The sequence below is a fragment of the Streptomyces sp. DH-12 genome, from assembly GCF_002899455.1.
Classification (GTDB): Bacteria; Actinomycetota; Actinomycetes; order Streptomycetales; family Streptomycetaceae; genus Streptomyces.
This window is the reverse complement of the sequence record NZ_PPFB01000001.1, coordinates 1203479-1226014: the sequence shown is the minus strand read 5'-3', so window position 1 is coordinate 1226014 and position 22536 is coordinate 1203479. Positions and strand designations below refer to the sequence as shown.

At 74.1% G+C, this 22536-nt stretch carries 17 protein-coding genes and 2 pseudogenes; 7 read left to right on the top strand and 12 right to left on the bottom strand.

Going from position 1 to position 22536, the window contains the following annotated elements; all coding sequences use genetic code 11:
• Positions 1 to 81: 81 nt before the first annotated feature.
• The 5 genes from C1708_RS35780 to C1708_RS04460 form a co-directional block, all read right to left on the bottom strand.
• Positions 82 to 183: a putative leader peptide gene (locus C1708_RS35780; protein WP_342210877.1), complete on the bottom strand. Its 102-nt coding sequence runs from the start codon at positions 181 to 183 to the stop codon at positions 82 to 84.
• Between the two features lie 139 nt (positions 184 to 322).
• Positions 323 to 781, bottom strand: a complete 459-nt coding sequence (locus C1708_RS04475; RefSeq protein WP_106411414.1) for an RrF2 family transcriptional regulator — start codon at positions 779 to 781, stop codon at positions 323 to 325.
• Between the two features lie 63 nt (positions 782 to 844).
• A complete protein-coding gene (locus C1708_RS04470) occupies positions 845 to 1627 on the bottom strand; it encodes a sulfite exporter TauE/SafE family protein (RefSeq protein ID WP_106411413.1) in 783 nt (260 codons plus the stop codon).
• 43 nt (positions 1628 to 1670) lie between these two features.
• Positions 1671 to 2900 (bottom strand): acyl-CoA dehydrogenase family protein, encoded by a 1230-nt coding sequence (locus tag C1708_RS04465; protein ID WP_106411412.1) that lies wholly within the window; start codon positions 2898 to 2900, stop codon positions 1671 to 1673.
• 13 nt (positions 2901 to 2913) lie between these two features.
• Positions 2914 to 3492, bottom strand: a complete 579-nt coding sequence (locus tag C1708_RS04460; RefSeq protein WP_106411411.1) for a winged helix-turn-helix domain-containing protein — start codon at positions 3490 to 3492, stop codon at positions 2914 to 2916.
• Positions 3493 to 4075: 583 nt separating this feature from the next.
• On the opposite strand from C1708_RS04460, the gene C1708_RS04455 reads away from it, so the two are divergent.
• Positions 4076 to 5362, top strand: coding sequence for a sulfite oxidase (locus C1708_RS04455; RefSeq protein WP_106411410.1), 1287 nt, complete (start codon positions 4076 to 4078; stop codon positions 5360 to 5362).
• A gap of 407 nt (positions 5363 to 5769) precedes the next feature.
• Here the strand turns inward: C1708_RS04455 and C1708_RS04450 are convergent, their stop codons facing one another.
• The gene (locus C1708_RS04450; RefSeq protein ID WP_241911416.1) at positions 5770 to 6711 is read right to left on the bottom strand and encodes a hypothetical protein; all 942 of its coding nucleotides are present in this window, start codon (positions 6709 to 6711) and stop codon (positions 5770 to 5772) included.
• Between the two features lie 339 nt (positions 6712 to 7050).
• A pseudogene (locus tag C1708_RS34820) lies at positions 7051 to 7131 on the bottom strand (DUF2510 domain-containing protein); the annotation flags it as partial.
• Positions 7132 to 7405: 274 nt separating this feature from the next.
• On the opposite strand from C1708_RS34820, the gene C1708_RS04445 reads away from it, so the two are divergent.
• The gene (locus tag C1708_RS04445; RefSeq protein ID WP_106411408.1) at positions 7406 to 10084 is read left to right on the top strand and encodes an ATP-binding protein; all 2679 of its coding nucleotides are present in this window, start codon (positions 7406 to 7408) and stop codon (positions 10082 to 10084) included.
• Between the two features lie 17 nt (positions 10085 to 10101).
• Here the strand turns inward: C1708_RS04445 and C1708_RS34815 are convergent.
• Both C1708_RS34815 and C1708_RS04435 read right to left on the bottom strand, forming a co-directional pair.
• Positions 10102 to 10488, bottom strand: a pseudogene (locus tag C1708_RS34815) (carboxymuconolactone decarboxylase family protein); the annotation flags it as partial.
• A 28-nt stretch (positions 10489 to 10516) separates the two neighbouring features.
• Positions 10517 to 11515, bottom strand: coding sequence for a DUF3048 domain-containing protein (locus tag C1708_RS04435; protein WP_106411407.1), 999 nt, complete (start codon positions 11513 to 11515; stop codon positions 10517 to 10519).
• Positions 11516 to 11733: 218 nt separating this feature from the next.
• Between C1708_RS04435 and C1708_RS04430 the strand changes: the two genes are divergently transcribed.
• Positions 11734 to 12924 (top strand): zinc-dependent alcohol dehydrogenase, encoded by a 1191-nt coding sequence (locus C1708_RS04430; RefSeq protein WP_106411406.1) that lies wholly within the window; start codon positions 11734 to 11736, stop codon positions 12922 to 12924.
• Positions 12925 to 13114: 190 nt separating this feature from the next.
• Here the strand turns inward: C1708_RS04430 and C1708_RS04425 are convergent, their stop codons facing one another.
• Positions 13115 to 15301, bottom strand: coding sequence for an OmpL47-type beta-barrel domain-containing protein (locus C1708_RS04425; RefSeq protein ID WP_106411405.1), 2187 nt, complete (start codon positions 15299 to 15301; stop codon positions 13115 to 13117).
• 14 nt (positions 15302 to 15315) lie between these two features.
• Positions 15316 to 17742 (bottom strand): ThuA domain-containing protein, encoded by a 2427-nt coding sequence (locus tag C1708_RS04420; RefSeq protein ID WP_106411404.1) that lies wholly within the window; start codon positions 17740 to 17742, stop codon positions 15316 to 15318.
• 282 nt (positions 17743 to 18024) lie between these two features.
• On the opposite strand from C1708_RS04420, the gene C1708_RS04415 reads away from it, so the two are divergent.
• From C1708_RS04415 to C1708_RS04400, 4 genes are all read left to right on the top strand, one after another.
• Positions 18025 to 19014: a multicopper oxidase domain-containing protein gene (locus C1708_RS04415; protein ID WP_106411403.1), complete on the top strand. Its 990-nt coding sequence runs from the start codon at positions 18025 to 18027 to the stop codon at positions 19012 to 19014.
• Between the two features lie 87 nt (positions 19015 to 19101).
• A complete protein-coding gene (locus C1708_RS04410) occupies positions 19102 to 20142 on the top strand; it encodes a LacI family DNA-binding transcriptional regulator (protein WP_106411402.1) in 1041 nt (346 codons plus the stop codon).
• 107 nt (positions 20143 to 20249) lie between these two features.
• Positions 20250 to 21044, top strand: coding sequence for a VOC family protein (locus tag C1708_RS04405; protein ID WP_106411401.1), 795 nt, complete (start codon positions 20250 to 20252; stop codon positions 21042 to 21044).
• A gap of 149 nt (positions 21045 to 21193) precedes the next feature.
• The gene (locus C1708_RS04400) at positions 21194 to 21442 is read left to right on the top strand and encodes a WhiB family transcriptional regulator (RefSeq protein WP_106411400.1); all 249 of its coding nucleotides are present in this window, start codon (positions 21194 to 21196) and stop codon (positions 21440 to 21442) included.
• A gap of 26 nt (positions 21443 to 21468) precedes the next feature.
• On the opposite strand, the gene C1708_RS04395 is transcribed toward C1708_RS04400, so the two are convergent.
• Entirely contained in the window at positions 21469 to 22443 is a 975-nt protein-coding gene (locus tag C1708_RS04395) for an acyl-ACP desaturase (protein ID WP_106411399.1), read from the bottom strand.
• Positions 22444 to 22536 lie beyond the last annotated feature (93 nt).

Genomic DNA, 22536 nt, shown 5'->3' with positions numbered 1-22536 from the left:
GGCCGCGACTCGGTGCGCGGGTGCGGTGAGGCGGGCGGGCGGAGGTGCGCCGCCGGCCGCGGACGCGGTCCCGGCGGGGCCTCAGGACGGCTGACAGATGGCGCTGGACGTGCGGCCGAAGTCGATGTGGCGGCGCGAAGTCAGCAGGGGGCGCGCGGCGTCGTCGTGCGGACGCGCGGTCATAGCCACCCCCTGAGGATCCCTAGTTTTCCTACCTGGATGCTAGGGATCGTGGCAGAAAGCAGCCCTTGCCCCAAGAGGCAGATCACATGATGGACGCCACTCGCTCACATCGTGAGAAACCCCTGACAGGAGGGTGGAATCAGGGATTCACCCAGGCCGTCGGAGTGTCCGCCAACGCGGCCACTCCGGCGGGCAGCCGCGAGGACGCCACGTCGGCGAGGGACACGCCCTCCAGGATCTGGCGGACGTTCGACCGCAGCGCGATCCACAGGGGCAGCAGCGATTCGGCGGGACCCGAGTAGGACAGCTCCGGCGGACGGACTCCGCGCACCGAGACCAGCGGACCCTCCACGACGCGGATGACGTCGGCGATGCTGATCGAGTCGGCGGGCTTCGCCAGCCGGTACCCGCCGTTCCCTCCGCGCTGGCTCACCACGAGCCCGCCCCGCCGCATGTCGTTGAGGATGCTCTCGAGGAACTTGTGCGGGATGTCCTGCGCGTTGGCGATCGCCTCGGCCTTGAGCGGCCCGTCGTCCATGGAGGACGCGAGTTGCAGCGCGGCGCGTACCGCGTAGTCCGCCCTGGCTGAGATCCGCATGCGTTCATTATCCCGTACGGCCCGTGCCGCCCTCCACCCGCGGTCGGGGGACGGAGCCGGCGGTCAGTCCAGCGCCTGCACGGCGTAGAGGGCGCCCACCGCGGTGGCGAGGGAGCCCAGCAGCAGACGCAGCCCGGTCTCGGGCAGCCGCGGCTGCAGCCGCGCGCCGAGATACCCGCCGATCAGTCCGCCCAGCCCGCAGGCCAGCCCCAGGTACCAGTCCGGGGCCACGTCACCGGTGCCGGTCAGGGACAACAGCGCGAAGGCGCAGGCGCCCGCCACGGACGTGACGAAGGTCGAGGCCAGCGCCGCCGGCGCCACCCGCGCGACGGACATGCCCCGCCCGGCCAGCAGCGGCCCGAGCAGCGAGCCGCCGCCGATGCCGTAGACCCCGCCGATCACGCCGACCGCCAGGGCCAGCCCGGTCACGGTGCGCGGCGACGGCTCCGCGTCCCCGGCCGGCCGGAGGGGCCTCAGGGTGCGGCGGACCAGCCACAGCCCGAGCGGCACCAGCAGCACGGCGATCAGCAGCCGGAAGACGGTGGCCCCCGGGACGGCGAACACCCGCACGGCCGAGCCCACCGCGACCCCGGGCAGGGTGCCGCTCACCAGACGGCGGGTCAGCGGATCGCGCAGCAGGCCGGTGCGGAGGTGCCGCAGCAGCGCGCCGGGCCCGGCCACCACGTTGAACAGCAGGTTCGTCGGCGTGACCGCGGGGCTCGGCACACCGAGAACACTGAGCTGCACCGGCAGCAGGAACACCGCGCCGGACACACCCGCGGGCGTGGTCGCCACCGAGATGACCAGGCCCGCGACCAGTCCGGCGAGTCCCGTGGACCAGTTCACGGCACGTGTCCGGGGAGGATTCCGCGGCCCGGCTCCCAGGAGGTCATGCGGGCAGGACGAACGGGGGGTGGGCGCCGTTGAGGAAGTAGTCCCCGACGTCGCGCAGCCGGTGCGCGACGGGCTCGTACAGGGTGTGCGTCCGGGCGTTGCGCCAGAACCGGTCGAAGCCCAGCCGCGCGGACGCCGAGCGCGGGCCGACGATGTCGAGCGCGCGGGTGGCGGACTCCTGGGCCGCCCGGGAGGCCGCGGTCTCGGCCATGGACACCAGCGCGGAGACGTCCGCGTACTCGTCGTACGTCAGGTCCTCGCCGCGCTCCAGCCCGTGCCGCACGGCGTCCAGCGCCTGGTCGCACAGCGCGGACGCGGAACGGGTGAGCACCGTCAGCTCGCCGTACGCGGTGAGCACCTGCGGGTCGTCGGGCGTGCCGGCCGGCGGGACGGGCTGCCACGGGCGGCGCCCGGCCCTGCTGTACTCGCGCACCTCGGCCAGCACCCCCTCGGCCATCCCGAGCAGCAGCTGCACCGAGAACAGCCGCCCGACGGGCGCGGCCAGCGCGGCCCGGGGGGCCAGGTGGTCCTCGTCCGCGGACAGCGAGCCCAGGACGTCGTCGCCGCCCACCGGCACGTCGTCGAACTCCACGCTTCCGCCGCCCGCCAGCCGCTGCCCGAAGGTGTCGCCGGACGCGTCGACCACCACGCCCCGGCGGACCGGGTCCACCACGACGGCCAGGGGTTCGCCGGTGTCCTCCCGCACCGCCCGTACGGCGAGACGGTCGGCCACGAGCACCCCCGTCGGGTAGCTCTGACGGCCGCCGAGCACCAGGCCCCGGGACGTGCGGGACAGCGTCAGCGGAGGGTCCTGCGGGGCGAACCCGCCGCCCCAGCACCACTGTTCCGCCGCGGGGCGTTCCGTCACCCGCAGGGCCGTCCCCGGGTCCGCGAAGAACCGGGCGCTCCACGACAGGAAGTAGTGGGAGCCGAGGAGCCGGCCTATCGGGCCGTCGGCCGTGGAGATCTCCCGCACCACCGCGTACGCCGTGTCCCAGTCAGCGCCGCCCACGCCCGGTCCGGCCGGCGTGAGCAGGGTCAGCAGCCCCGCCTCACGCAGCCGGGACACCTCGTCCACCGGGGCCTTGCCCGCCTGTTCCCGGATCACGGTGTCCGTGGCCAGGTCGTCCGCCGCCTCGCGGGCCACGCGCAGCCAGTGCGCCCGGCCGTGCGCGACGGGGTCGGGCGAGAGCGCGGGGCGGGCCGGCGCGGCGGCAGGGCACATGGCGGTGCTCTCCTCAGGATCGGCCGCGGGCTGCGGCGCGGGGGTTGTCCTGCTGGCCGGGGACGTACTTGTAGCCGATGCTCCGGACGGTCACGATCCGGTGCCGGTGGGCGGCACCCAGCTTGCGGCGCAGACGCGCGACGTGGACATCGACGGTGCGGCCGTCGCCGACGTGGTGGTACCCCCACACGGCCGCCACCAGTGTCTCGCGCGACTGCACGAGGTGGGGCCGCCCCACGAGATGCGTCAGCAGCTCGAACTCCAGGTAGGTCAGGTCGAGTTCGCGTCCGTCGACTTCGGCGGTGCGGCGCGCGGTGTCGATCCGGACGGCGTCGTCCGCCGGCTGCCGCACGGGTGCGGCGCCGTCGGCGGTCACGTCGGCGGCCACCAGGCGGAACTCGGGCCGTGGCCGGTCCCTCACGAACAGGTCGAGGGGGTCGGTCCCCTGGGGGACCAGCAGGAGGTAGCCGACGAGCGGCGCGGACGCGGGGCCCTCGGTGTCGCGCCGCGCCCCGTCGGCCACCATGTGGAGGCGGCGCGCGTCGGGCAGCGGACGGAGCGAGGCGGTCGGGTGCGGAAGTGCCGTGGTCATGGCGGTCGTCCCTCGGAATGGTGTCGGGGCCCGGCGGACGCGGGGTGGTGCGTGGACGCCGGGGAGGCGGGCCGGAGTGCACGGCCGGACGAGCGGGCCGTGCGTCAGGCGCGACAGCAGGCGGCGCTGACGACGTGACCGAAGTCGACGTGCCGACGACGTACGAGTCGCTGCTGCACAGGGGACATGTCCCTCATGCTGCGCACGCGTCGTGAACACCGTCAAGGCTTTCCTAGTAAATCTATAGGGAATTGGGGAACGTCTCATATGCTGAACGCTTCCGATCGCCGCCCGGGCCGCCGTAGTCCGCCGGAAGAGCGGTCGCGCAGACCTGACGGTGCGTTGACACCTCCGAACGGCGCGTGCTTGCATCTCGCCATGCCGCCGCTGGAGCCCCTGACGCGCCGCCGCGCCGTGGACCTCGTCCGCGTGGCCGCAGCGCTGTGCCGCCTCGCCGGCTGAACCGGCGCGCCTCCCCGTTCCTCCGGCGCCGGCCCTCCGCGACGCCGGTCCCGGCCCGCCGCGCCCCCTCCGCTCCTCCGCTGCCGCGACGACCGCCCCTACGACCACGAGGACTGCCGTCATGCCGTCATCCGCCGTGCCCTCATCCCGCCCCGACGAGACCGCCTACGACCGGCACAGGCTGCGCCAGTGGCTGGCCGGCGAGGCCAGGGCGGACGGCGTGAGCCGACGCCGCCTGCTCGCCCTGCTCGCCGCGGCCGGAGGCGCCGGCGCGCTCCCCCTGTCCGCACCGGCCCCCGCCCGTGCCGCCGACGGCGACACCGTCGTCAAACCGCTGCCGCCCGAGAAGTTCGTCCGCCACGGCACCAACGCCGAGACCCGCTGGGAGGCCCTGCGCGGCACCGGCCACCACACCCCCAACGACCTGTTCTTCGTACGCAACCACACCGCCCCGCCCCGCATCGACGCGGGCGACTGGCGGCTGCGGCTGTGGGGGAGCGGCCTGCGCGGCGGGCCCGGCGAGGACAAGGCGGTCGAGTTCGGCCACGACGACTTGCGCCGGCTGCCGTCCGTCACCCGCACCGCGTTCGTCGAGTGCGCCGGCAACGGGCGCAGCGGCTACACCGCCCAGCAGGGCGAGACGGTCTCCGGCACCCCCTGGACGCTCGGCGCGATCGGGGTGGCGAGCTGGCGCGGGGTCCCCCTGTCCACCGTCCTGCGCCGGGCGGGCCTGTCCCCCCACGCCGTCGACGTGCAGCCGCGGGGCCTGGACGCCGAGTACGTCAGCGGCGGGGAGAGCCTCGGCCGGGTGCGGCGGCCGCTGCCGCTGGCGAAGGCGCTGCACGACGTCGTGCTCGCCTACGAGATGAACGGCGAGCCGCTCCCGCCCGACCACGGGTACCCGGTGCGGGTCCTGGTGCCCTCCTGGGTGGGCATCGCGTCGATCAAGTGGGTCGGCGACATCGAGGTGTCCGCGCAGCCGCTGTTCTCGCCGTGGAACACCACGTCCTACCGGCTCTTCGGGTCCGCCCACCCCGAAGGCGGCAGCGCGCCGCTGACCCGGCAAACCCTCAAGAGCGCCTTCGAGCTGGCGAGCGGCGCCACGTTCCGGGCGGGCCGGACCCAGGTGCTGACAGGTCGCTCGTGGTCGGGGGCGGGGCCGGTCGCGCGGGTCGACGTGAGCACCGACGGCGGGTCGAGCTGGCGGCCGGCCCGGTTGCTGGAACGGCCACGTCCCGACACGTGGACCCGGTGGTCCGTCAGCTGGACCCCTCGCGTCCGGGGCACGGCCCGCCTGCTGGCCCGCGCCACCGACGCGGCGGGCCGCACCCAGCCCGACGTCTCCGTCCACAACACCCAGGGGTACCTGTTCGACGCGGTGGTGCGGCACGAGGTGACGGTGCTCTGACACCGGACGGGACGCCGGCGCCCTTGACGCGGGCGGAGACCGTCCCGAGACCCCTGGCCGGGAATCCCGGTGAAACGGCGGGGAACGTGAGGGGCCGTGCGGCTCCCGGCCTCGGCGGGGACGCCGCCTGTGTCGCCCCCGGGCGGCCGCCCCTGCCGACGTCCCGGTTCCACGTCGATCTCGTCCGTGTGTGCGGCGCGGCGGGTTCCGCGGACGGCGCCGCCCCCGCGCGCCTCTGCTCCCTCTCCCGTCCTACCCGCCCCCCCCCGACGCCGTGTCCCGACCGGGCCCGACGGTCCCCATACGCCCGTCACCGAGCGCCCTGGGAGGCCGCCCGGCTGGGCGGGACGCCTCGTGAGCGGAGGGGCGCCCCGCCCGGCCGTATGACCGAGGCCGCCGGGACGGCGTCAGACGTCCTGTCCGTTGCCGCGGCCGCCTTCGGCCACCGCGATGCCCTCGGTGATCTCGTCGAGGACCGTCTGCCGCTGGTCGGTGTCCACGCCGAAGCGCACGACCACGATCTGGTCCGGGCGGGCCGGGGACGGGAAGGCGAGGGACTGCACGAACCCGTCCGACCCCTCCTGGGTCACCGCCTTCCAGCGGACCAGGTACCCCTTCTGCCCGGCCACGGTCACCGCCTTGGACACCAGCACGTCGTGCGAGGTGATCCGCCCGTACGACTCGCCGCCGTAGCTCTCCTCGGCGTTCGCGGCGATGTCCGCCTTCGCGACCTCCTCGGCGGTGGCGCCGCGGGTGCCCAGCACCACGGCCGGCGCCGAGTACGCGCCGCCCTTGACGCAGGTCTTCGAGGTGTCGCCGGGGCAGTCGTAGGAGTCCTTCGACGTCAGCGCGGCGCCGATCTGCAGCTCCTCCCCGTACCAGCCCTCGGGCACGGGCAGGCTGATCCCGCTCAGCGAGTCGGTCACCGAGCCGCTCTCGACGCGGCGCGGGTCGTCGCCGTCGCCGCCGTCCTCGCCGTCGTCCTCGCCGTCCGCCCCGGACCCGTCGTCCGGACCGCCCCCGGGCGCGTCGCGGTCGTCGTGCTGCGAGGCCGCGGTGGTCCGGCCTCCGTCGTCGTCGGTCAGCGCGTACACGCCCACCCCGATGCTCGCGAGCACGGCGGCGGCCACGGCGACGGCTATCCCGATCCGCAGCTTGCGCCCCCGTCCGGACGAGGGCGTGGCGGGGTAGGCCGGATGGACGGGGTACGTAGGGTGCCCGGGGCTCCCCCCGCCGCTCACGCCCGCCGCCTCCCGGACGGCACCCTGGCCGGCCCCCGGCCCGGAAGCAGGGACCTGCCACGGAGCGGCCCGGCCTCCGGCCGCCGGGCTCGCGTCGCCCTGGTTCACGGGTGCGTGTCCCGTGGCCGCCTGTCCTGCGTCGGCATGGCTGTCGCCGGTCTGGCCCGCAGCCGCGTGCTCCGCGTCGGTCTGGCCCGCGCTGCCCCGGTTCTCAGCCGCGTGCCCCGCGCCGGTCCGGCCCCCGGCCGCTTCGCCCGCGCCGGTCCGGCCGACCGCCTGGCCCGCAGCGGCCTGCCCCGCCGGGACCTGGTCCGGGTCCGCCTGACCCGCCTGGGCCTGGTCCGCGCCCGCCGGCCCCGCCTCGGCGGCCCGCTCCGCGCCGCCCCCTTCCGGCGTGGTCTGGGCGGCCCGGTCCGGCCGGCGGATCCGGGCCGTCCAGGCCGTGCCGTCCCACCAGCGTTCGGTGGGCGGGCCGTCTTGCGTCTGTCCGGGGTCGGGGTACCACCCGGGGGGAGTCACCTGCGTCATGCCCCCACCGTATGAGGCGACGGTGAAAGCCGGATGAGAGAGTCCGCGTCCACCCCGGCGACGCCTCCTGCCGGCCCGGCACGTCCCGCGTCAACGGGCCGGAAGGGAACAGTCGTTGACCGACGGGTCCCTGGTGAGGGACGGTTCGCGTCGACTCCCCGTGGCCGGTGTCACTCGTCACGGCAACACGTGCGCCGAGCGGGCTCCGCTGGGCCGGACGGAGGACTACGCTCGGGTCCGGTACGTCATTCGGGCGACTCGGGGAGGCAGCGGGATGACGGAGGTACGGCCATCGGCGGCACCCTCGGCCGCCCTGTGGGAGCGCGACGAGGAACTCGCCGCCATCGCGGAGGCCGTCGACGTCCTGTGCGCCGACCGCCACTCGCCCGGCACACTGCTGGAGTTGCGCGGCGAGGCGGGGCTCGGCAAGACCGCCCTGCTCGCCGAGACCCGCCGCATCGCCGAACAGCGCGGCTGCACCGTCTGGTCCGCCCGCGGCGGCGAGACGTTGCGCACCGTGCCGTTCAACGTGGTGCGCCAACTCCTGCAGCCCGCCCTGGTGTCGATGCTGCCGGAGGAGGCCCGCGAGTACCTGGGCGACTGGTACGACATCGCGGGCCCCGCCCTCGGCATCGCCGACCCCGGCGACCGCCACCCCGACCCGCAGGGCGTGTGCGAGGGCCTGGTCGCCGCCGTGCGCCGGCTGGCCCGCCGGGACTGGCCGCTGGTGCTGCTCATCGACGACGCCCACTGGGCCGACCAGGAGACCCTGTACTGGCTCGCCGCGTTCGCCGAGCGCCTCGCCGACCTGTCCGTCCTCGTCGTGGTCGCCCGCCGCCCCGGCGAGATCACCGGGGAGAGCGCCCGTCACCTGGACGCGATCGCCGCCGCGGCCGGCCGTCCCGTCGCCAGCCTCAGCGCCCTCACCCCCGAGGCGGTGGCCGGACTCACCCGCGCCACGCTCGGGGAGAACGCGGACGCGGCGTTCTGCCGCGAGGTGTGGGCCGTGACCGGCGGCAACCCGTACGAGACCGTCGAACTCCTCGCCAAGGTGCAGGACAGCGAGCTGGAACCGGTCGAGGCGCACGCCGGCGAACTGCGCGAGCTCAACCGCTCCGCGCGCGGCGGCGGCCTCGTCGCCCGGCTGGAGGAACTCGGCGTGGACGCCACCCGGTTCGCCTGGGCCGCCGCCATCCTCGGCGACGGCATCACCGTCGACCTGGTGGCCCAGCTCGCCACCCTCGGCCCCGAGGACGCGGCCCGGTGCGCCGAACGCCTGCGCGGCGCCCGCATCCTGACGGTCCCCGACCCGGCGTCCGCCGGACCCGCGGAGCTGGAGTTCGTGCACCCGCTGATCGCGACCGCCGCCTACAACTCCGTCCCGGACGCGCTGCGCCGCGCCATGCACGGCATCGCGGCCCGTATCGTCAACGACTCCGGCCGCGGGGCCGCCGCGGCCGCCCGCCACCTCCTCGAGGTGCACCCGGACGACGACGAGGAACTCGTCTGGCAGTTGCGCGAGGCGGCCCGCGAACACCTCGCCGTCGGCGCCCCGGACGCCGCCCGCCGCTGCCTGGAGCGCGCCCTGGAGGAGCCGCCCCGTCCCGAGGTCCACGCGCACGTCCTCTACGAACTGGGCTGCGCCACTTTCCTGACCGCGCCCGCCCGCACCATCGGCCATCTGCGCACCGCGCTCGGCATGCCCGGACTGGACGGCGAGCGGCGGGTGGACGCCGTGATCCGGCTCTCCCAGGCCCTGCTGCACAACGACCAGATGGAGGAGGCCGTCCGCACGGTCGAGGCGGAGGCCGCCCGGCTGCCCGCCGGACCCGCCCGGATGCGGCTCCAGGCCGTGCGGTTCATGTGGGAGGGCCTGCACGCCGGTGAGTCCCTCACCCCGGGCCGCTCCGAACGCCTCGCCGAGCTCGCCGCCACCTGCACCGGCCGCGACAACGCCGAGCGGGCGCTGCTCATCCTGCGCGGCTTCGACGCGATGATGCGCGGGGAGAACGCCGAGGAGATCGTCGAGATCTGCGACCGCGCCCTGGTCAACGGCCGCCTCGCGCCCGGCCTCGGCTGGACCGACTCCGAGTGGGGCGTGGAACTGCTGCTGATGCTGGCCGGCTCCTACGCGTACACCGACCGCCTCGACCGCGCCGAGACCCTCTACAACGAGGCCCTGCAGGCGTACGACACGGCCGGCTGGGGCGGCGGACACCTGGCCCTCGCCCACGCCTACGTCGGACTCGCCCACCGCAGGCGCGGACGACTGGAGGCGGCGGAGGACTCCCTGCGCGAGTCGCTGCGCCTCGCCGAACGCGTCGGCCGCGGACTGCCGTTGTACTGGACGGCCACCTGCAACCTCGTCGACACGCTGCTCGCCCGAGGCCATGTCGACGAGGCGTGGGCCATGGCCGAACGGCACGGTTTCGCCCCGCCCTACCCGTCCACCGTCGTGCTGCCCGACCCGCGTTCGGTGCGCGGCCGGCTGCTGCTCGCCGTGGGCCGCGCCAAGGAGGGCGTCGACGAGCTGGAAGCGGCGGAGAAGGCCGCCGCCGCGCGCGGCCACCACAACCCGGTGCACGTCTTCGCCGCCGCCGACCTGGCCCGTGCGCTCGCCACCGAGGACCCGGCCCGCGCGGCCCGGCTCGCCGTCGACCTCCGGCGCCGCGCCGAACGCCTCGGCACCGACACGGCGATAGGGGAGGCCCTGCGGGTGGCGGCCGCCCTGGAGACCGGGCAGCGCGCGGTGCGCCTCGCCGGCCAGGCGGTCGCCTGCCTGGAGTCCTCGCCCTGCCAGTACGAACACGCCGCCGCCCGCATCGAGTACGGCGTGCTCGCCCGCTCCGTGCCCGATCTGGAGCGGGGCGTGGCGCTGGCCCGGTCGTGCGGGGCGGACGGCCTGGTGGAGCAGGCCCGCGCCGAACTGGCCGCGGGCGTCGGACTCCGGTGACTCCCCGCCCCTCGTCCCTCCTCCTCGTCGAGCACCCGCTGGGCGACGGCGAACGCCGCGTCGGCCGCCGGGACCCCGCAGTGGACGGCCGTCTCCGGCAGCACCGCGCCGTCAGCGCGACCATGCCGCGTTCGCGGCGGGACAGCGCCGGGCCGGTCCAGATCTCGCCCCGGGCGTAGCGGGAGACGAAGTCCTGGACGCGGGTGGTGAACGGCGTCTGCCGTGCCTGCGCCCGGTCCACGTGCGCGGCGCCGAGCACCGCGCGGCGCACCGCCGTCCTCCGCCCGGCGTGCCCTGCGAAGTGCGCGCGGCGCCGTGAGGACGGCCCCCGGGCGCTGCGCGGGCGCCAGGTGCGAGGCGCCGGGGATCTCCACGAGGGACGCGCCCGGCACCGCGTCCGCGATCCGCCCCGCCGCCCGGTGACGCGCGCGCTCAGCGTCCCGACGCCAGCAGCACCCACACCGGTCCTGGCGCGACGTTCACCGGCCCGCCGTCCGGCGAGGTGAGGGACGTGCCGTCCGCGGCGGCCGGCCGGCTCCAGGACGCCGGGTAGGCGCGCCCGTCGCGCAGCACCGTCGCCTTCCCCGAGCCCACCGTCTCCGTGTACGGCGTGTTGTTGCCGAGGGAGTCGCGGAAGCCGGAGCGGCGCACGGTCACGTCCTGCACGACCACCGTGGCCGCCGTCAGCCGGTCGCCGTCCCGCGTGGTGGCGGGGGAGCCGTCCATCGACACCTGCCAGCCACGGTCGGCGTCCGACCAGGTGAAGGTGAAGCGGGCCGCCGGGAAGCGGACGGTGGCCTCGTCCTCGGGCGTGCCGCCGGCGGGCGCCGGACCCCGGCGGAAGCCCGTGGTCAGCGCGGCCTCACCGGGCGGGTCCTCGAGCACCCGGTCCGGGCGGAGGTACAGGTTGTGCGGGGCCGCCCGCGCGGAGTCCCGGGTGAAGGCGCCGGCGTCCGACTCCGGGGTCACGGGCGTCAGCGGCGCCCGGTCGATCAGCGGCAGCAGCTTGCCCTGGGCCCCGGAGAAGACGAACAGGGGGCGGCCGAACTGGCGCAGCAGCTCCAGGTCGGACTCCCGGGCGCTGCGCACCGGTCCCACCGACTCGGGCAGCCGGGTGGCGTACACCGCCATCAGCCGGCTCAGCCCGCCCTCCACCTGCTCGACGTAGACCACGTCCGCCTCGTCGAGCCCCGTCGGGGGCCGGGCGGCGGGCGCGTTGTCGATCTTCACGGCGAGGACGGGAGGAGCCCCCGCCCCGTCCGCGTCCCGCGTCGCGGCCGGCGACTCCCGCGCTCCGCGTCCGTCGTCCCCGGACCCGCCCGACGTGCAGCCCGCCGCCAGTCCGGCCGCCAGCAGGGCGGCCAGCAGCACTCCGGCCCTCCTGCCGCCGCGCCGTCGCGGCGCCCCTCGTTCTGTGCCCACCGTCGCCACCGGCCGTCCTCACTCATCCGCTGTTCCAATTGTGCGCTTTTCCGATCGTCTACGTCCCTGCCTGGCCGGACGGGATTCCGCGCGGTGGAGTCCGCCGATCGGCCCAGCGGCGAGCGGTTCGGCGTCCCGCGCCCCGGGTACCCGGACGCGACCGCACGGGCGGCGCACAGGCGCGCACGGACGTGACACACCGGCCGGCACGGAGGGAGCAGGCGGCGATGAAGGCACTGACCTGGCAGGGCAAGCGGGACGTACGGGTCGAGACCGTCCCGGATCCCAGGATCGAGGAGCCGACGGACGCGATCATCCGCGTCACCTCCACCGGACTGTGCGGATCCGACCTGCACCTGTACGAGGTGCTCACCCCGTTCATGACCCCGGGCGACATCCTCGGCCACGAGCCGATGGGCATCGTGGAGGAGGTCGGCGCGGCCGTCCCCGACCTCCAGGTGGGCGACCGGGTCGTGGTGCCCTTCCAGATCGCCTGCGGCAACTGCTGGATGTGCCTGACGGGCCTGCCCACCCAGTGCGAGACCACCCAGGTCAGCGCCGAGGGCAAGGGCGCGGCCCTGTTCGGCTACACCCGCCTGTACGGCGCGGTGCCCGGTTCCCAGGCCGAGTACCTCCGGGTGCCGCAGGCCCAGTACGGCCCCATCAAGGTGCCGGAGGGCCCGGCGGACGACCGCTTCCTCTACCTCTCCGACGTGCTGCCCACCGCCTGGCAGGCGGTCGCCTACGCCGACGTTCCCCAGGGCGGCAGCGTCGCGGTGCTCGGCCTCGGCCCCATCGGCGACATGGCCTGTCGGGTCGCCCAGGTCAAGGGCGCCGGACGGGTGTTCGGTGTGGACCTGGTCCCCGAACGGCTGCGCCGGGCCGAGGAACGCGGCGTGGAGACCTTCGACCTGCGCTCCTTCGACGACGAGAAGGGACTCGTCGAGGCGATCCGCGACCGGACCGACGGCCGTGGCCCCGACGCCGTGATCGACGCCGTCGGCACCGAGGCGCACGGCAGCACGGCGGCCCGCATGGTGCAGAACGCCTCAGCGGTGCTGCCCCGCAAGCTCGGCGGCCCGATGGCCGAGCGCTTCAGCGTCGACCGGCTCGCCGCCCTCTACACCGCCATCGAACTGGTCCGCCGCGGCGGCACCATCTCGCTCTCCGGCGTCTACGGCGGCATGGCCGACCCGATGCCCATGCTCACCCTGTTCGACAAGCAGGTGCAGATGCGCATGGGCCAGGCCAACGTGCGCCGCTGGAGCGACGAGATCATCCCCTACCTCACCGACGAGGACCCGCTGGGCGTCGACGACTTCGCCACCCACCGCGTCCCGCTGGACGAGGCCCCCGAGGCCTACGACATGTTCCAGAAGAAGCGGGACGGCGCCGTCAAGGTGCTGATCAAGCCCTGAGCCACGGTGTCCGGGGCACGGCCCGCCGAGGATCTCCGCGAGGTCGTGGCGGACGGCCTCCTCCAGCTGCGCGTACGCGCAGCTCTCCGGGGTGCGGTCGGGGCGCGGCGGCGGAAACGGCAGCCGGGCCGGGTCAGGAAGCCGGAACCCCCGGCTTCCTGACCCGGCTCCTACGGCAGGGGAACGCGGGTCACAGCTCCTTGATCCGCACGTCCCGGTAGGAGACGACGTCCGTCGTGCCGTGCACCTGCAGTCCGATGTAGCCGGAGGCGTACCGCCGCCCGTCCGTGCCCGGGTCGTCCGAGCGCGGCGGGGAGAAGTCCAGGCCGCCGACGTTGTCGAACTCGTTGATCAGCACGCCGTTGCGGTAGACCTCGTAGTGCTGGTCCACCACCCGGATCTCGTAGTCGTTCCAGGTGCCCTTCTGCGTCACGCCCGCGCCGGCCAGGCCCACACGGTCGAAGCCGTAGACCGAGCCCGTCTTGTACATGTCGCCGGTGGGCGAGTCGAACACCTGGATCTCGTGCCCGAACTTGATGGCGGCCCACTCGGGACGGGGCTCCTCCGGGTGGTCGTGGATCTGCGGGAACCGCACGAACACACCGGAGTTGGCGTTGCCGGTGCCCGGGGCGTCGTCACGCCACTGGAGCTTCAGCGAGAAGTCGCCGTACTTGCGCTCCGGGAACCACAGCATGCCGAGCCCGCCCCGGGTGGTGCCCGAGGTGATCGACCCGTCCGGGTTCAGGCTGAACGAACCGCCGCCCACCTGCTCCCACCGGGCGAACGACGCCTCGGTGCCGTCGAGGATGGTGCGGTAGCCCTCGGTCCGACCGGGCGTGCCGATGCCGGACTGCCGGGCCGCCTTGTTAATCGCCCGGTACTCACGCCGGTCGACGACCCCTTCCTCCTCCAGCGCGTCCAGCACGGCCCTGACGTGCTTCAGGAACAGCGCCTGCGAGGTCCACTCCTTCTCGTCCTCGATCAGCTCGCCGATCCGGCACCGGTTGTCGGTCACCCGGTTCGGCACGCCCGAGTCGACCGTGCCGACGATCACGGTCAGCCGCTCGTCGTACTCGGGGCAGGGGGGCGCGGGCACCCCGCCGGACACCACCGTGAAGCTCACCGTGAGCGGCTCGGAGGTGTTGCCGGCCTCGTCGGTCGCCCGGTAGGCCACGGTGTGCCGGCCCGCCCGGTCGACCACCACGGGCGCGGTGTACGCCAGGTACGGCCCCGCGTCGAGGGAGTACTCGACGCGCGCCACTCCTGACCCGCCGTGCCCGTCGTCGGCGCTGACCGTCACCGTGGCGCGGCCGACGTAGGCGCCGTCGGAGTTCTTCGTGCCCTGGACGGTGACACCGGTGGTGGGCGGGGTGGTGTCCTGCGGGGGAGCGGCGACGACCGTGAACTCCACGCTCTTCTCCGCCGCGGCGTTGCCCGCCTTGTCGGTGGCCCGGTAGCGGACGGTGTGGGTGCCCGCCTCGTGCACCATCACCGGACCGGCGTACGGCTGCCAGGCGCCGTCCGCGCCGAGCGCGTACTCGATGGTGTTGACGCCGGAGCCGGTGTCGGAGGCGGTGACGGTGACCGTCGCCATGTCGATGTAGTGACCGTCGGCGTTCTTCTCGCCGTCCACGGTCGCCGAGGTCTCCGGCGGCGTGGTGTCGTCCGTCGGCGGAGCGACGACGGTGAACTCGACGCTCTTCTCCTCCGACACGTTGCCGGCCCTGTCCAGGGCGCGGTAGCGGACGGTGTGCGTGCCGACCTGGTCGACCACGACCGGGGCGGTGTACGGCTGCCAGGCGTCGTCGTCACCGAGCGCGTACTCGATGCGGTCCACGCCCGAGCCCTCGTCCGTGGCCTCCAGGGTGACGCTCGCGGACCCGACGTACGCGCCCTGGCCGTTCTGCGTGCCGGTCACCTTCGCCGTGGCCTCCGGCGCGGTGGTGTCCTCGCCGCCGCCCTCGGTGACGGTGAGCACGCCCCGCATCTCGCCGTGGCCGGGGATGGTGCAGTGGTAGAGGTACCGGCCCGGGGTGAGCGTCACCTCCGCCGTGTGCCGGCCGCCCTGCGCGTCGGTCGGGTTGGCCAGGATGTTCAGCTGGACGTCGTTGTTGTACTCCGGGTCGGAGGTGACGAACGTCAGGGTGTGCGGCATGCCGGTGGTGTTGCCGGTGGCCACGCTGTTCTCGAAGACGATCGTCGCGGGACCGGCCACCGCGGTGGCCGGTGCGGACAGGTACCTGTCGATGTCGTTGCCGGCGGTCCAGGTGAGGACCTGGGCCGCCGCGCGGCCGCCCTCGGCCTTCGGCTGCCCGGCGGCGGGCAGCGCCTGCAGGCCGAGCACCATCATCAGGCCGGCCAGCAGCGCGGCCCACACTCTCGGTCGACGTGTCACTGCGTCCCCCTCGCCAGTTGCCCGGCGGCCGGGGTCGGCCCGCCGCCCGTGTAGGTGACGCGCCACAGCGCGGACTTGGCGTCGGAGGTGAAGAACCCGCGCCCGTAGTCCAGCACGTACAGCGCGCCGTCCGGGCCGAACGTCCAGCCCATCAGGTTCCTGATGCCGTCGTCGCCGACCGGCACGATCTTCTTCAGGGACTCCGAGTGCACCGGCAGACCGCCGTCGCCCTGTGTCCTCGGGTCCATCAGCACCGCGTTGCGCGGCTGGTCGGCGTCGTAGAAGTCGCCGACGAACCACTTGCCGTCCCAGTACGCGGGCCACTTGACGTCACTGGGGTTCGCGTCGTCGTAGCGGTAGACCGGGCCGTTCATCGCGGCCTGCCCGCCGCCCCTCAGCCAGGGCAGCCGGTACGTCGCCTCGTCCTGCTTGTAGGACGGGACGCCGTTCTCGTCGCGCGGGAAGCCGGGGCCGCCGCCCTGCGGCGAGTACCAGATGTTGTTGCCGGTCACCGGCGGCAGGTTGACCAGGCCGTCGTTGTTCGGCGACTCGTTCTTCGGGTGGTCGCAGTCGTACCAGCCGAGCGGCTTGGACGGGTCGGGCAGGTTGCGGTCCCGGTAGGGCTGCTTGTCGCCCATGCAGTACGGCCAGCCGCGGTTGGACGCCTTGGTGATGACGGCGAACGTGTCGTACTTCGCCGGTCCCCAGGTCGTCGACGGGGCGCCGGCGTCCGGGCCGACCCAGCCCGCGTAGAGGACGTCGGTCTCCTTGTCGACGGAGATCCGTGCCGGGTTGCGCACGCCCATCACGTAGATCTCGCCGCGGGTCTTGCCGCCGCCCTCGTCGGTCTCCCTGCCGGTGAACAGGTTGCCCTCGGGAAGGGTGTACGTGCCGTCCGGCTCCGGGTGGATGCGCAGGATCTTGCCGTTGAGGTTGTTGGTGTTGCCGGCGGTGCGGCGGGCGTCGGCGAAGGACACGCCCTTGTAGTGGGGCTCCGGGTTGTTGCCGGAGTAACCGCCGCTGAAGCCGCTGGAGTTGTTGTCACCGGTGGCGATGTACAGGTTGCCCTTGGAGTCCCAGGCCATCCCGCCGCCCGCGTGGCAGCAGCTGTGGATCTGCACCGGCCACTTCAGCAGCACCTTCTCGCTGCTCAGGTCCAGCTTGCCGGTGGCGTGGTCGAGCGTGAAGCGGGAGACCCGCCGCTCGGCCATCCGCTTGTCCCGGTCGATCCCCGAGTGCGGGGTCCAGTGCAGGTACACCCATCCGTTCCGCGCGAACCGCGGGTCGAGTTCGATGCCGAGCAGGCCCTCCTCGACCTTGGTCAGCTCGTCGCCGCCGCCCTTGTTGCCGAAGACGGTGAGCGCGCCGGCGAGGGTGACCTCCTCGGTCCTCGGGTCGTAGACGTGGATCTCGCCCGTGCCCTTGCCGACATCAGGGTCGTTCCAGTCGGTGACGACCGGCTGCGAGGCGTCGGCGCCGCCCCGGCCGATGTAGAACACGCGGCCGTCGGGCGCGGTGACCAGGCCGTGCGGCTCGCCGATCTGGTCGTTCTGCCCGGGCTGGTTGGGCTTGGTGAGCCGCTCCGCCTTGTAGTTGCCGGTGATGGTCGCCTTGCAGTCGGCCCGGACCAGACGCGTGGTCCACAGCAGGGCGCCGCGCAGGTGCTCGCGGAAGTCGGTCTCGTCGTACGACGACACCGTGCCGCCCATGCCGGTGTAGAAGGAGCGGCCGCCGTCGTAGTCGCGGCACCAGCTGACCGGGTGGTCCCAGCCGTTGGCGCCGGCGCCGGGCTTGTAGGTCGACTCGCGCACCCGGGCGACCGTGTGGACGTCGCCGGAGGGGTTCTTCGCCCAGTTCAGCCACTTGTCGGGCCGCTTCCACTCCAGCGGAAGGCTCCTGGTCGCCGGGTGCAGCCGGTCGCCGACCTCCACGGTCGCCCGCTGCACGGTGGCCTGCCCCGCGGCCGGGCGGGCGCCGATCAGCCCGGTGAACCAGTCCGAGTAGGGCTCCGCTCGGGCCGCGTCGTGCAGGCCGACGAACCCGCCGCCGGCCTCCATGTACGCCTCCAGGCCCGCCTCCTGCTCCGGGTCGAGGACGTCCCCGCCGCCGGTGAGGAAGACGATCGTGTTGAAGCGGCTCAGCTTCTTGTCGTTGGTGAAGACCGACGCGTCGCCGGTGGCGGTCACCGTGAAGCGCTGGTTCTCCGGACCGGTCTGCCCGATCCGCTCGATCGCCGCGATCCCGGCGTTCACCAGGGGCGACTCGTCGCCGTCGGCCGCCGAGCCGTGGAACAGCAGCACACGGACGTTCGCGCCGCCGGGCGGCGATGTGATGGACATCGTTGTCAGGGACGGATCCGGGGCCGGGCGCGCGCTGGCGGCGGGACCCGACAGCAGGCCGGCGGCGACGGCGCCGGCGGCCACGGCGGCGGCCCAGGCGCGTCGTCCTCTTCTCGTCCTTCGTGCGTTCGAGGTGCTCGATGTGCTCAACCCGCGTGTGTGCGCGGGCTCTTGACGCGATGTGGACCGCACGTGGCCACCCACCCCTCCTCGGTCGCAGCAACAGCGTCAAGGAAGCTAGACCTCTTTGCGCCGGACGCCAATACCTATCGCAGCAAAGAAACGAACTTTGTCCTGAGTGTGGATAAACCCAGAGCCGACCGCTACGGTTTCACAGGTTCATGACAGCCAGATGGGGAGTTCGGCATGGACAGACGCGGTTTCAACCGGCGGGTACTCCTGAGCGGCGCCGCAGTGGCGACGACATCGTTGTCAGCCGCTTCCGGGGCCGCGAGCGCCCCCGCGACGGCGAGGACCGCGCCCGCCGGGGGCGAGGTGCGCCGGATCAAGCTGTACGCCGAGCGCCTCGCCGGCGGGCAGATGGGCTACGGCCTCGAGAAGGGCAAGGCGACGATCCCCGGCCCGCTCATCGAGCTCAACGAGGGCGACACCCTGCACATCGAGTTCGAGAACACCATGGACGTCCCGGTCAGCCTGCACGTCCACGGCGTCGACTACGAGATCTCCAGCGACGGCACCCAGCAGAACCGGAGCGCCGTCGAGCCCGGCGGCACCCGCACCTACACCTGGCGCACCCACAAGCCGGGACGGCGCGCGGACGGCACCTGGCGGGCGGGCAGCGCGGGGTACTGGCACTACCACGACCACGTCGTCGGCACCGTGCACGGCACCGGCGGCATCCGGGGCGGCCTCTACGGCCCGGTGATCGTGCGCCGCAAGGGGGACATCCTGCCGGACGCCACCCACACCATCGTCTTCAACGACATGACGATCAACAACAAGCCGGCGCACACGGGCCCGGACTTCGAGGCCACCGTGGGCGACCGGGTCGAGATCGTCATGATCACGCACGGCGAGTACTACCACACCTTCCACATGCACGGTCACCGCTGGGCCGACAACCGCACCGGCATCCTCACCGGCCCCGACGACCCCACCCGGGTCGTCGACACCAAGATCTGCGGCCCCGCCGACTCCTTCGGCTTCCAGGTGATCGCGGGGGAGGGGGTGGGCGCGGGCGCCTGGATGTACCACTGCCACGTCCAGAGCCACTCCGACATGGGCATGGTCGGCCTGTTCCTGGTCCGGAAGCCGGACGGCACCATCCCCGGCTACGACCCGCACGAGCACGCCCACACCGCGGGCGCCGGGGAGAAGTCGCGGCACGAGCACTGACGGGCGGCCCGCACGCGGCGAGAGCGCTCTCGCCGCGTGCGGGCCGGGGCTATCCTTTCGGCCAACCGCCAGGTGAGGAGCCCCGAAGTGAGCGAGACGGCGTCACGTCCCACGCTGGAGGCCGTGGCCGCGCGGGCCGGGGTCTCCCGGGCCACGGTGTCCCGTGTGGTCAACGGCTCCGACGGAGTGCGCGAACCACTGGCCGAACGCGTCCGGCGCGCGGTGGACGAACTCGGCTACGTCCCCAACCAGGCCGCCCGCAGCCTGGTCACCCGGCGCCACGACGCCGTCGCCGTCATCGTGGCCGAGCCGGAGACCCGGGTCTTCGCCGACCCCTTCTTCGCCCGCCAGCTGCGCGGCATCAGCAAGGAACTGACCGCCCACGACAACCAGCTGGTGCTGCTGCTCACCGAGGACCGCGACGACCACGCGCGCGTCGCGCGCTATCTGGCCGGCGGCCATGTCGACGGCGCCCTGGTGTTCTCCCTGCACATCGACGACCCGCTGCCCGGACTGATCCAGCGGGCCGGACTGCCGACCGTGTTCGGCGGCCGGCCGCACTGGAACGGCGGCGAGGACGGCGTGCGGTACGTCGACACCGACAACCGCGGCGGCGCCCGCGACGCCGTACGGCATCTGCTCGGCCTCGGCCGCCAACGGATCGCGCACATCACCGGCGCCCTCGACCAGACCTCGGCCGTGGACCGGCTCGACGGCTTCCGGGACGTCATGGCCGACCCCGACCCGGCGCTCGTCGAGGAGGGCGGCTTCACCGCCGCCGGCGGCGAGCGGGCGATGCGCGCCCTGCTCGGCCGCCGGCCCGACCTGGACGCGGTGTTCGCCGGGAACGACCTGATGGCGGCCGGCGCCCTGCGGGCGCTGCGCGAGCACGGCCGGCGGGTGCCCGAGGACGTCGCGGTGGTCGGCTTCGACGACATGCTGCCGATCGCCGAGCAGACCGAACCCCCGCTCACCACGGTCCGTCAGGACATCGAGGAGATGGGCCGCCTGATGACCCGCCTGCTGCTGCGCGACCTGGACCGCGGCACCGCGCCGGACGAGACCGCGGGCGCCGGGCCGTCCGGGGTGGTGCTGCCGGTCACGCTGGTCCGCAGGGCGTCCGCCTGACCCCTGCCCCGGCCGGCCGCGGCCCGTCCGGGTGCCGTCCGGGCGATCGTCGGTGAGGGGTGGAAGACTCGACGGAGCAGGCGACGGGACTCCCCGGAGGAGGCACCATGCTCACCACCCGCTTCGTCGACGGCGCGCCCTGCTGGATCGACGTCGGCACGCCCGACCCGGAGGGCGCCGCGTCCTTCTACCGCGCCCTGTTCGGCTGGTCGTACCGCTCCGCGGGACCCGAGGGCGGAGGCTACGGCTTCTTCGAGCGGGCCGGCCGGATCGTCGCGGGCTGCGCGCCGGTCGCCCGCGACCAGGGACCGGCCGTCTGGACGGTGTACTTCCGCAGCCCCGACGCCGACGCCACCGCCGACGCGGTCCGCGACGCCGGGGGGAGCGTGCCGGAGCCGCCGGTCACCGTGGGGGAGCAGGGCCGGTCGGCGGTCGTCGCCGACCCGGCGGGCGCCCCCTTCGGCGTCTGGCAGCCCGGGCGGCGCGAGGGCCTGGAGTCGGCCGGCGAGGCGGGCAGCCTGTGCTGGGCCGAGCTGTACACGCCGGACATCGCCCGCGCCGCCGCCTTCTACCACGCGGTCCTCGGCTGGGAGACCTCCGCGGTGACCCTCCCCGGCGGCGTCTACACCTCCGCCGGCCCGCGGGCGGCCGGTGAGGGGGGCGCGTTCGGCGGGATGGTGCCGCTCGCCGACGACCCCGTGGAGCGGGACGAGGGCCGCTCGCACTGGCTGCCGTACATCGGCGCCGAGGACCCGGACGCCGTGGTCGCGCGCGCCTCCGAGCGGGGCGGCCGGGTGCGGATGCCCGCCGCCTCGGTCCCCGGGGTGGGCCGGCTGGCCCGCCTGGAGGACCCGTACGGCGCGCGCTTCGCGGTGCTCAGGGGCGACCCGCGCCAGACCTGACGTCCGGCGCGCCGCCGTGCGCGGCCGGGCCGCCGGGCGTCATCATCGTGCCCGCCGCGCGGCTTCGCCGGGCCCGGGGCCGCCGCCCCGGGCCCGGCGTTGATGCCGCGTTGATCGAACGTTTTTCCCGCTCGGGCACGCTTCCGGCCATGCACACCGACACATTGACGCCACCCGACCTCACCTGGCAGGAGGAGGCGCTGTGCGCGCAGACCGGGGGAGACTTCTTCTTCCCCGAGCCCGGCAGCTCGGTCCGTGAGGCCAAGCGCATCTGCGGCCTGTGCCCGATCCGCGCCGCCTGCCTGGAGTACGCCCTCACCCACGACATGCGCTTCGGCGTGTGGGGCGGCCTGTCCGAGAAGGAACGCCACGAACTGCGGCGCGCCGGACGCCGGTAGGGCCGCCCCGGGCCGCCCCGGCCGGCTCAGCCGGCGGCGCGGGCGGCCATCCGCGCCTTGCGGGCGGCGAGCTTCTCGTCGAACGTGCGCGCCTCGGCGTCCAGCCCGCCGAGGAACACACCGAGCTCCTCCTGCGCCTTGAGGCCCTCCGGGCCCAGCCCGTCGATCTCCATGACCCTCAGGAAGCGCAGCACCGGCTGCAGCACGTCGTCGTGGTGGATGCGCAGGTTGTACACCTCGCCGATGGCCATCTGCGCGGCCGCCCGCTCGAAGCCGGGGATGCTGTGGCCGGGCATGCGGAAGTTCACCACCACGTCGCGGACCGCCTGCATCGTCAGGTCCGGGGCGATCTCGAACGCCGCCTTCAGCAGGTTCCGGTAGAACACCATGTGCAGGTTCTCGTCGGTCGCGATCCGCGCCAGCATCCGGTCGCAGACCGGGTCGCCGGACTGGTGCCCGGTGTTGCGGTGGGAGATGCGGGTGGCCAGCTCCTGGAAGGCGACGTAGGCGACCGAGTGCAGCATCGAGTGCCGGTTGTCCGACTCGAAGCCCTCGCTCATGTGCGCCATGCGGAACTGCTCGAGCTTGTCCGGGTCCACCGCGCGCGAGGCGAGCAGGTAGTCGCGCATCACGATGCCGTGCCGGCCCTCCTCCGCGGTCCAGCGGTGCACCCAGGTGCCCCAGGCGCCGTCCCGGCCGAACAGCGTGGCGATCTCGTGGTGGTAGCTGGGGAGGTTGTCCTCCGTCAGCAGGTTGACCACGAGCGCGATCCGGCCGACCTCGGTGACCTTCGACTGGCCCTTCTCCCAGGCCTCGCCGTCCTCGAAGAAGCCGGGGAAGTTGCGGCCGTCGCTCCACGGCACGTACTCGTGCGGCATCCAGTCCTTCGCGACCTTCAGATGCCGGTTGAGTTCCTTCTCGACCACTTCCTCCAGCGCGTACAACAGCCGGGCGTCGGTCCAGACGGAAGGGCTGCCGAGGTGGGGAGGAGTGAGTGTCACGGGTGGCTCCAGGGGGACGGGGACGTGCGGACGCGCCGGCGAGCGGTGCCGGACAACCTACGGCATCGTAGGCTACGTATCCGTAGGTTACGT

Excerpts from the sequence above, each read along its gene's own strand:
- C1708_RS35780 (WP_342210877.1), bottom strand. The coding sequence starts at position 183 with ATGACCGCGCGTCCGCACGACGACGCCGCGCGCCCCCTGCTGACTTCG.
- C1708_RS04475 (WP_106411414.1), bottom strand. The coding sequence starts at position 781 with ATGCGGATCTCAGCCAGGGCGGACTACGCGGTACGCGCCGCGCTGCAA.
- C1708_RS04455 (WP_106411410.1), top strand. The coding sequence starts at position 4,076 with ATGCCGTCATCCGCCGTGCCCTCATCCCGCCCCGACGAGACCGCCTAC.
- C1708_RS04415 (WP_106411403.1), top strand. The coding sequence starts at position 18,025 with ATGGACAGACGCGGTTTCAACCGGCGGGTACTCCTGAGCGGCGCCGCA.
- C1708_RS04405 (WP_106411401.1), top strand. The coding sequence starts at position 20,250 with ATGCTCACCACCCGCTTCGTCGACGGCGCGCCCTGCTGGATCGACGTC.
- C1708_RS04430 (WP_106411406.1), top strand. The coding sequence starts at position 11,734 with ATGAAGGCACTGACCTGGCAGGGCAAGCGGGACGTACGGGTCGAGACC.
- C1708_RS04445 (WP_106411408.1), top strand. The coding sequence starts at position 7,406 with ATGACGGAGGTACGGCCATCGGCGGCACCCTCGGCCGCCCTGTGGGAG.
- C1708_RS04400 (WP_106411400.1), top strand. The coding sequence starts at position 21,194 with ATGCACACCGACACATTGACGCCACCCGACCTCACCTGGCAGGAGGAG.
- C1708_RS04465 (WP_106411412.1), bottom strand. The coding sequence starts at position 2,900 with ATGTGCCCTGCCGCCGCGCCGGCCCGCCCCGCGCTCTCGCCCGACCCC.
- C1708_RS04460 (WP_106411411.1), bottom strand. The coding sequence starts at position 3,492 with ATGACCACGGCACTTCCGCACCCGACCGCCTCGCTCCGTCCGCTGCCC.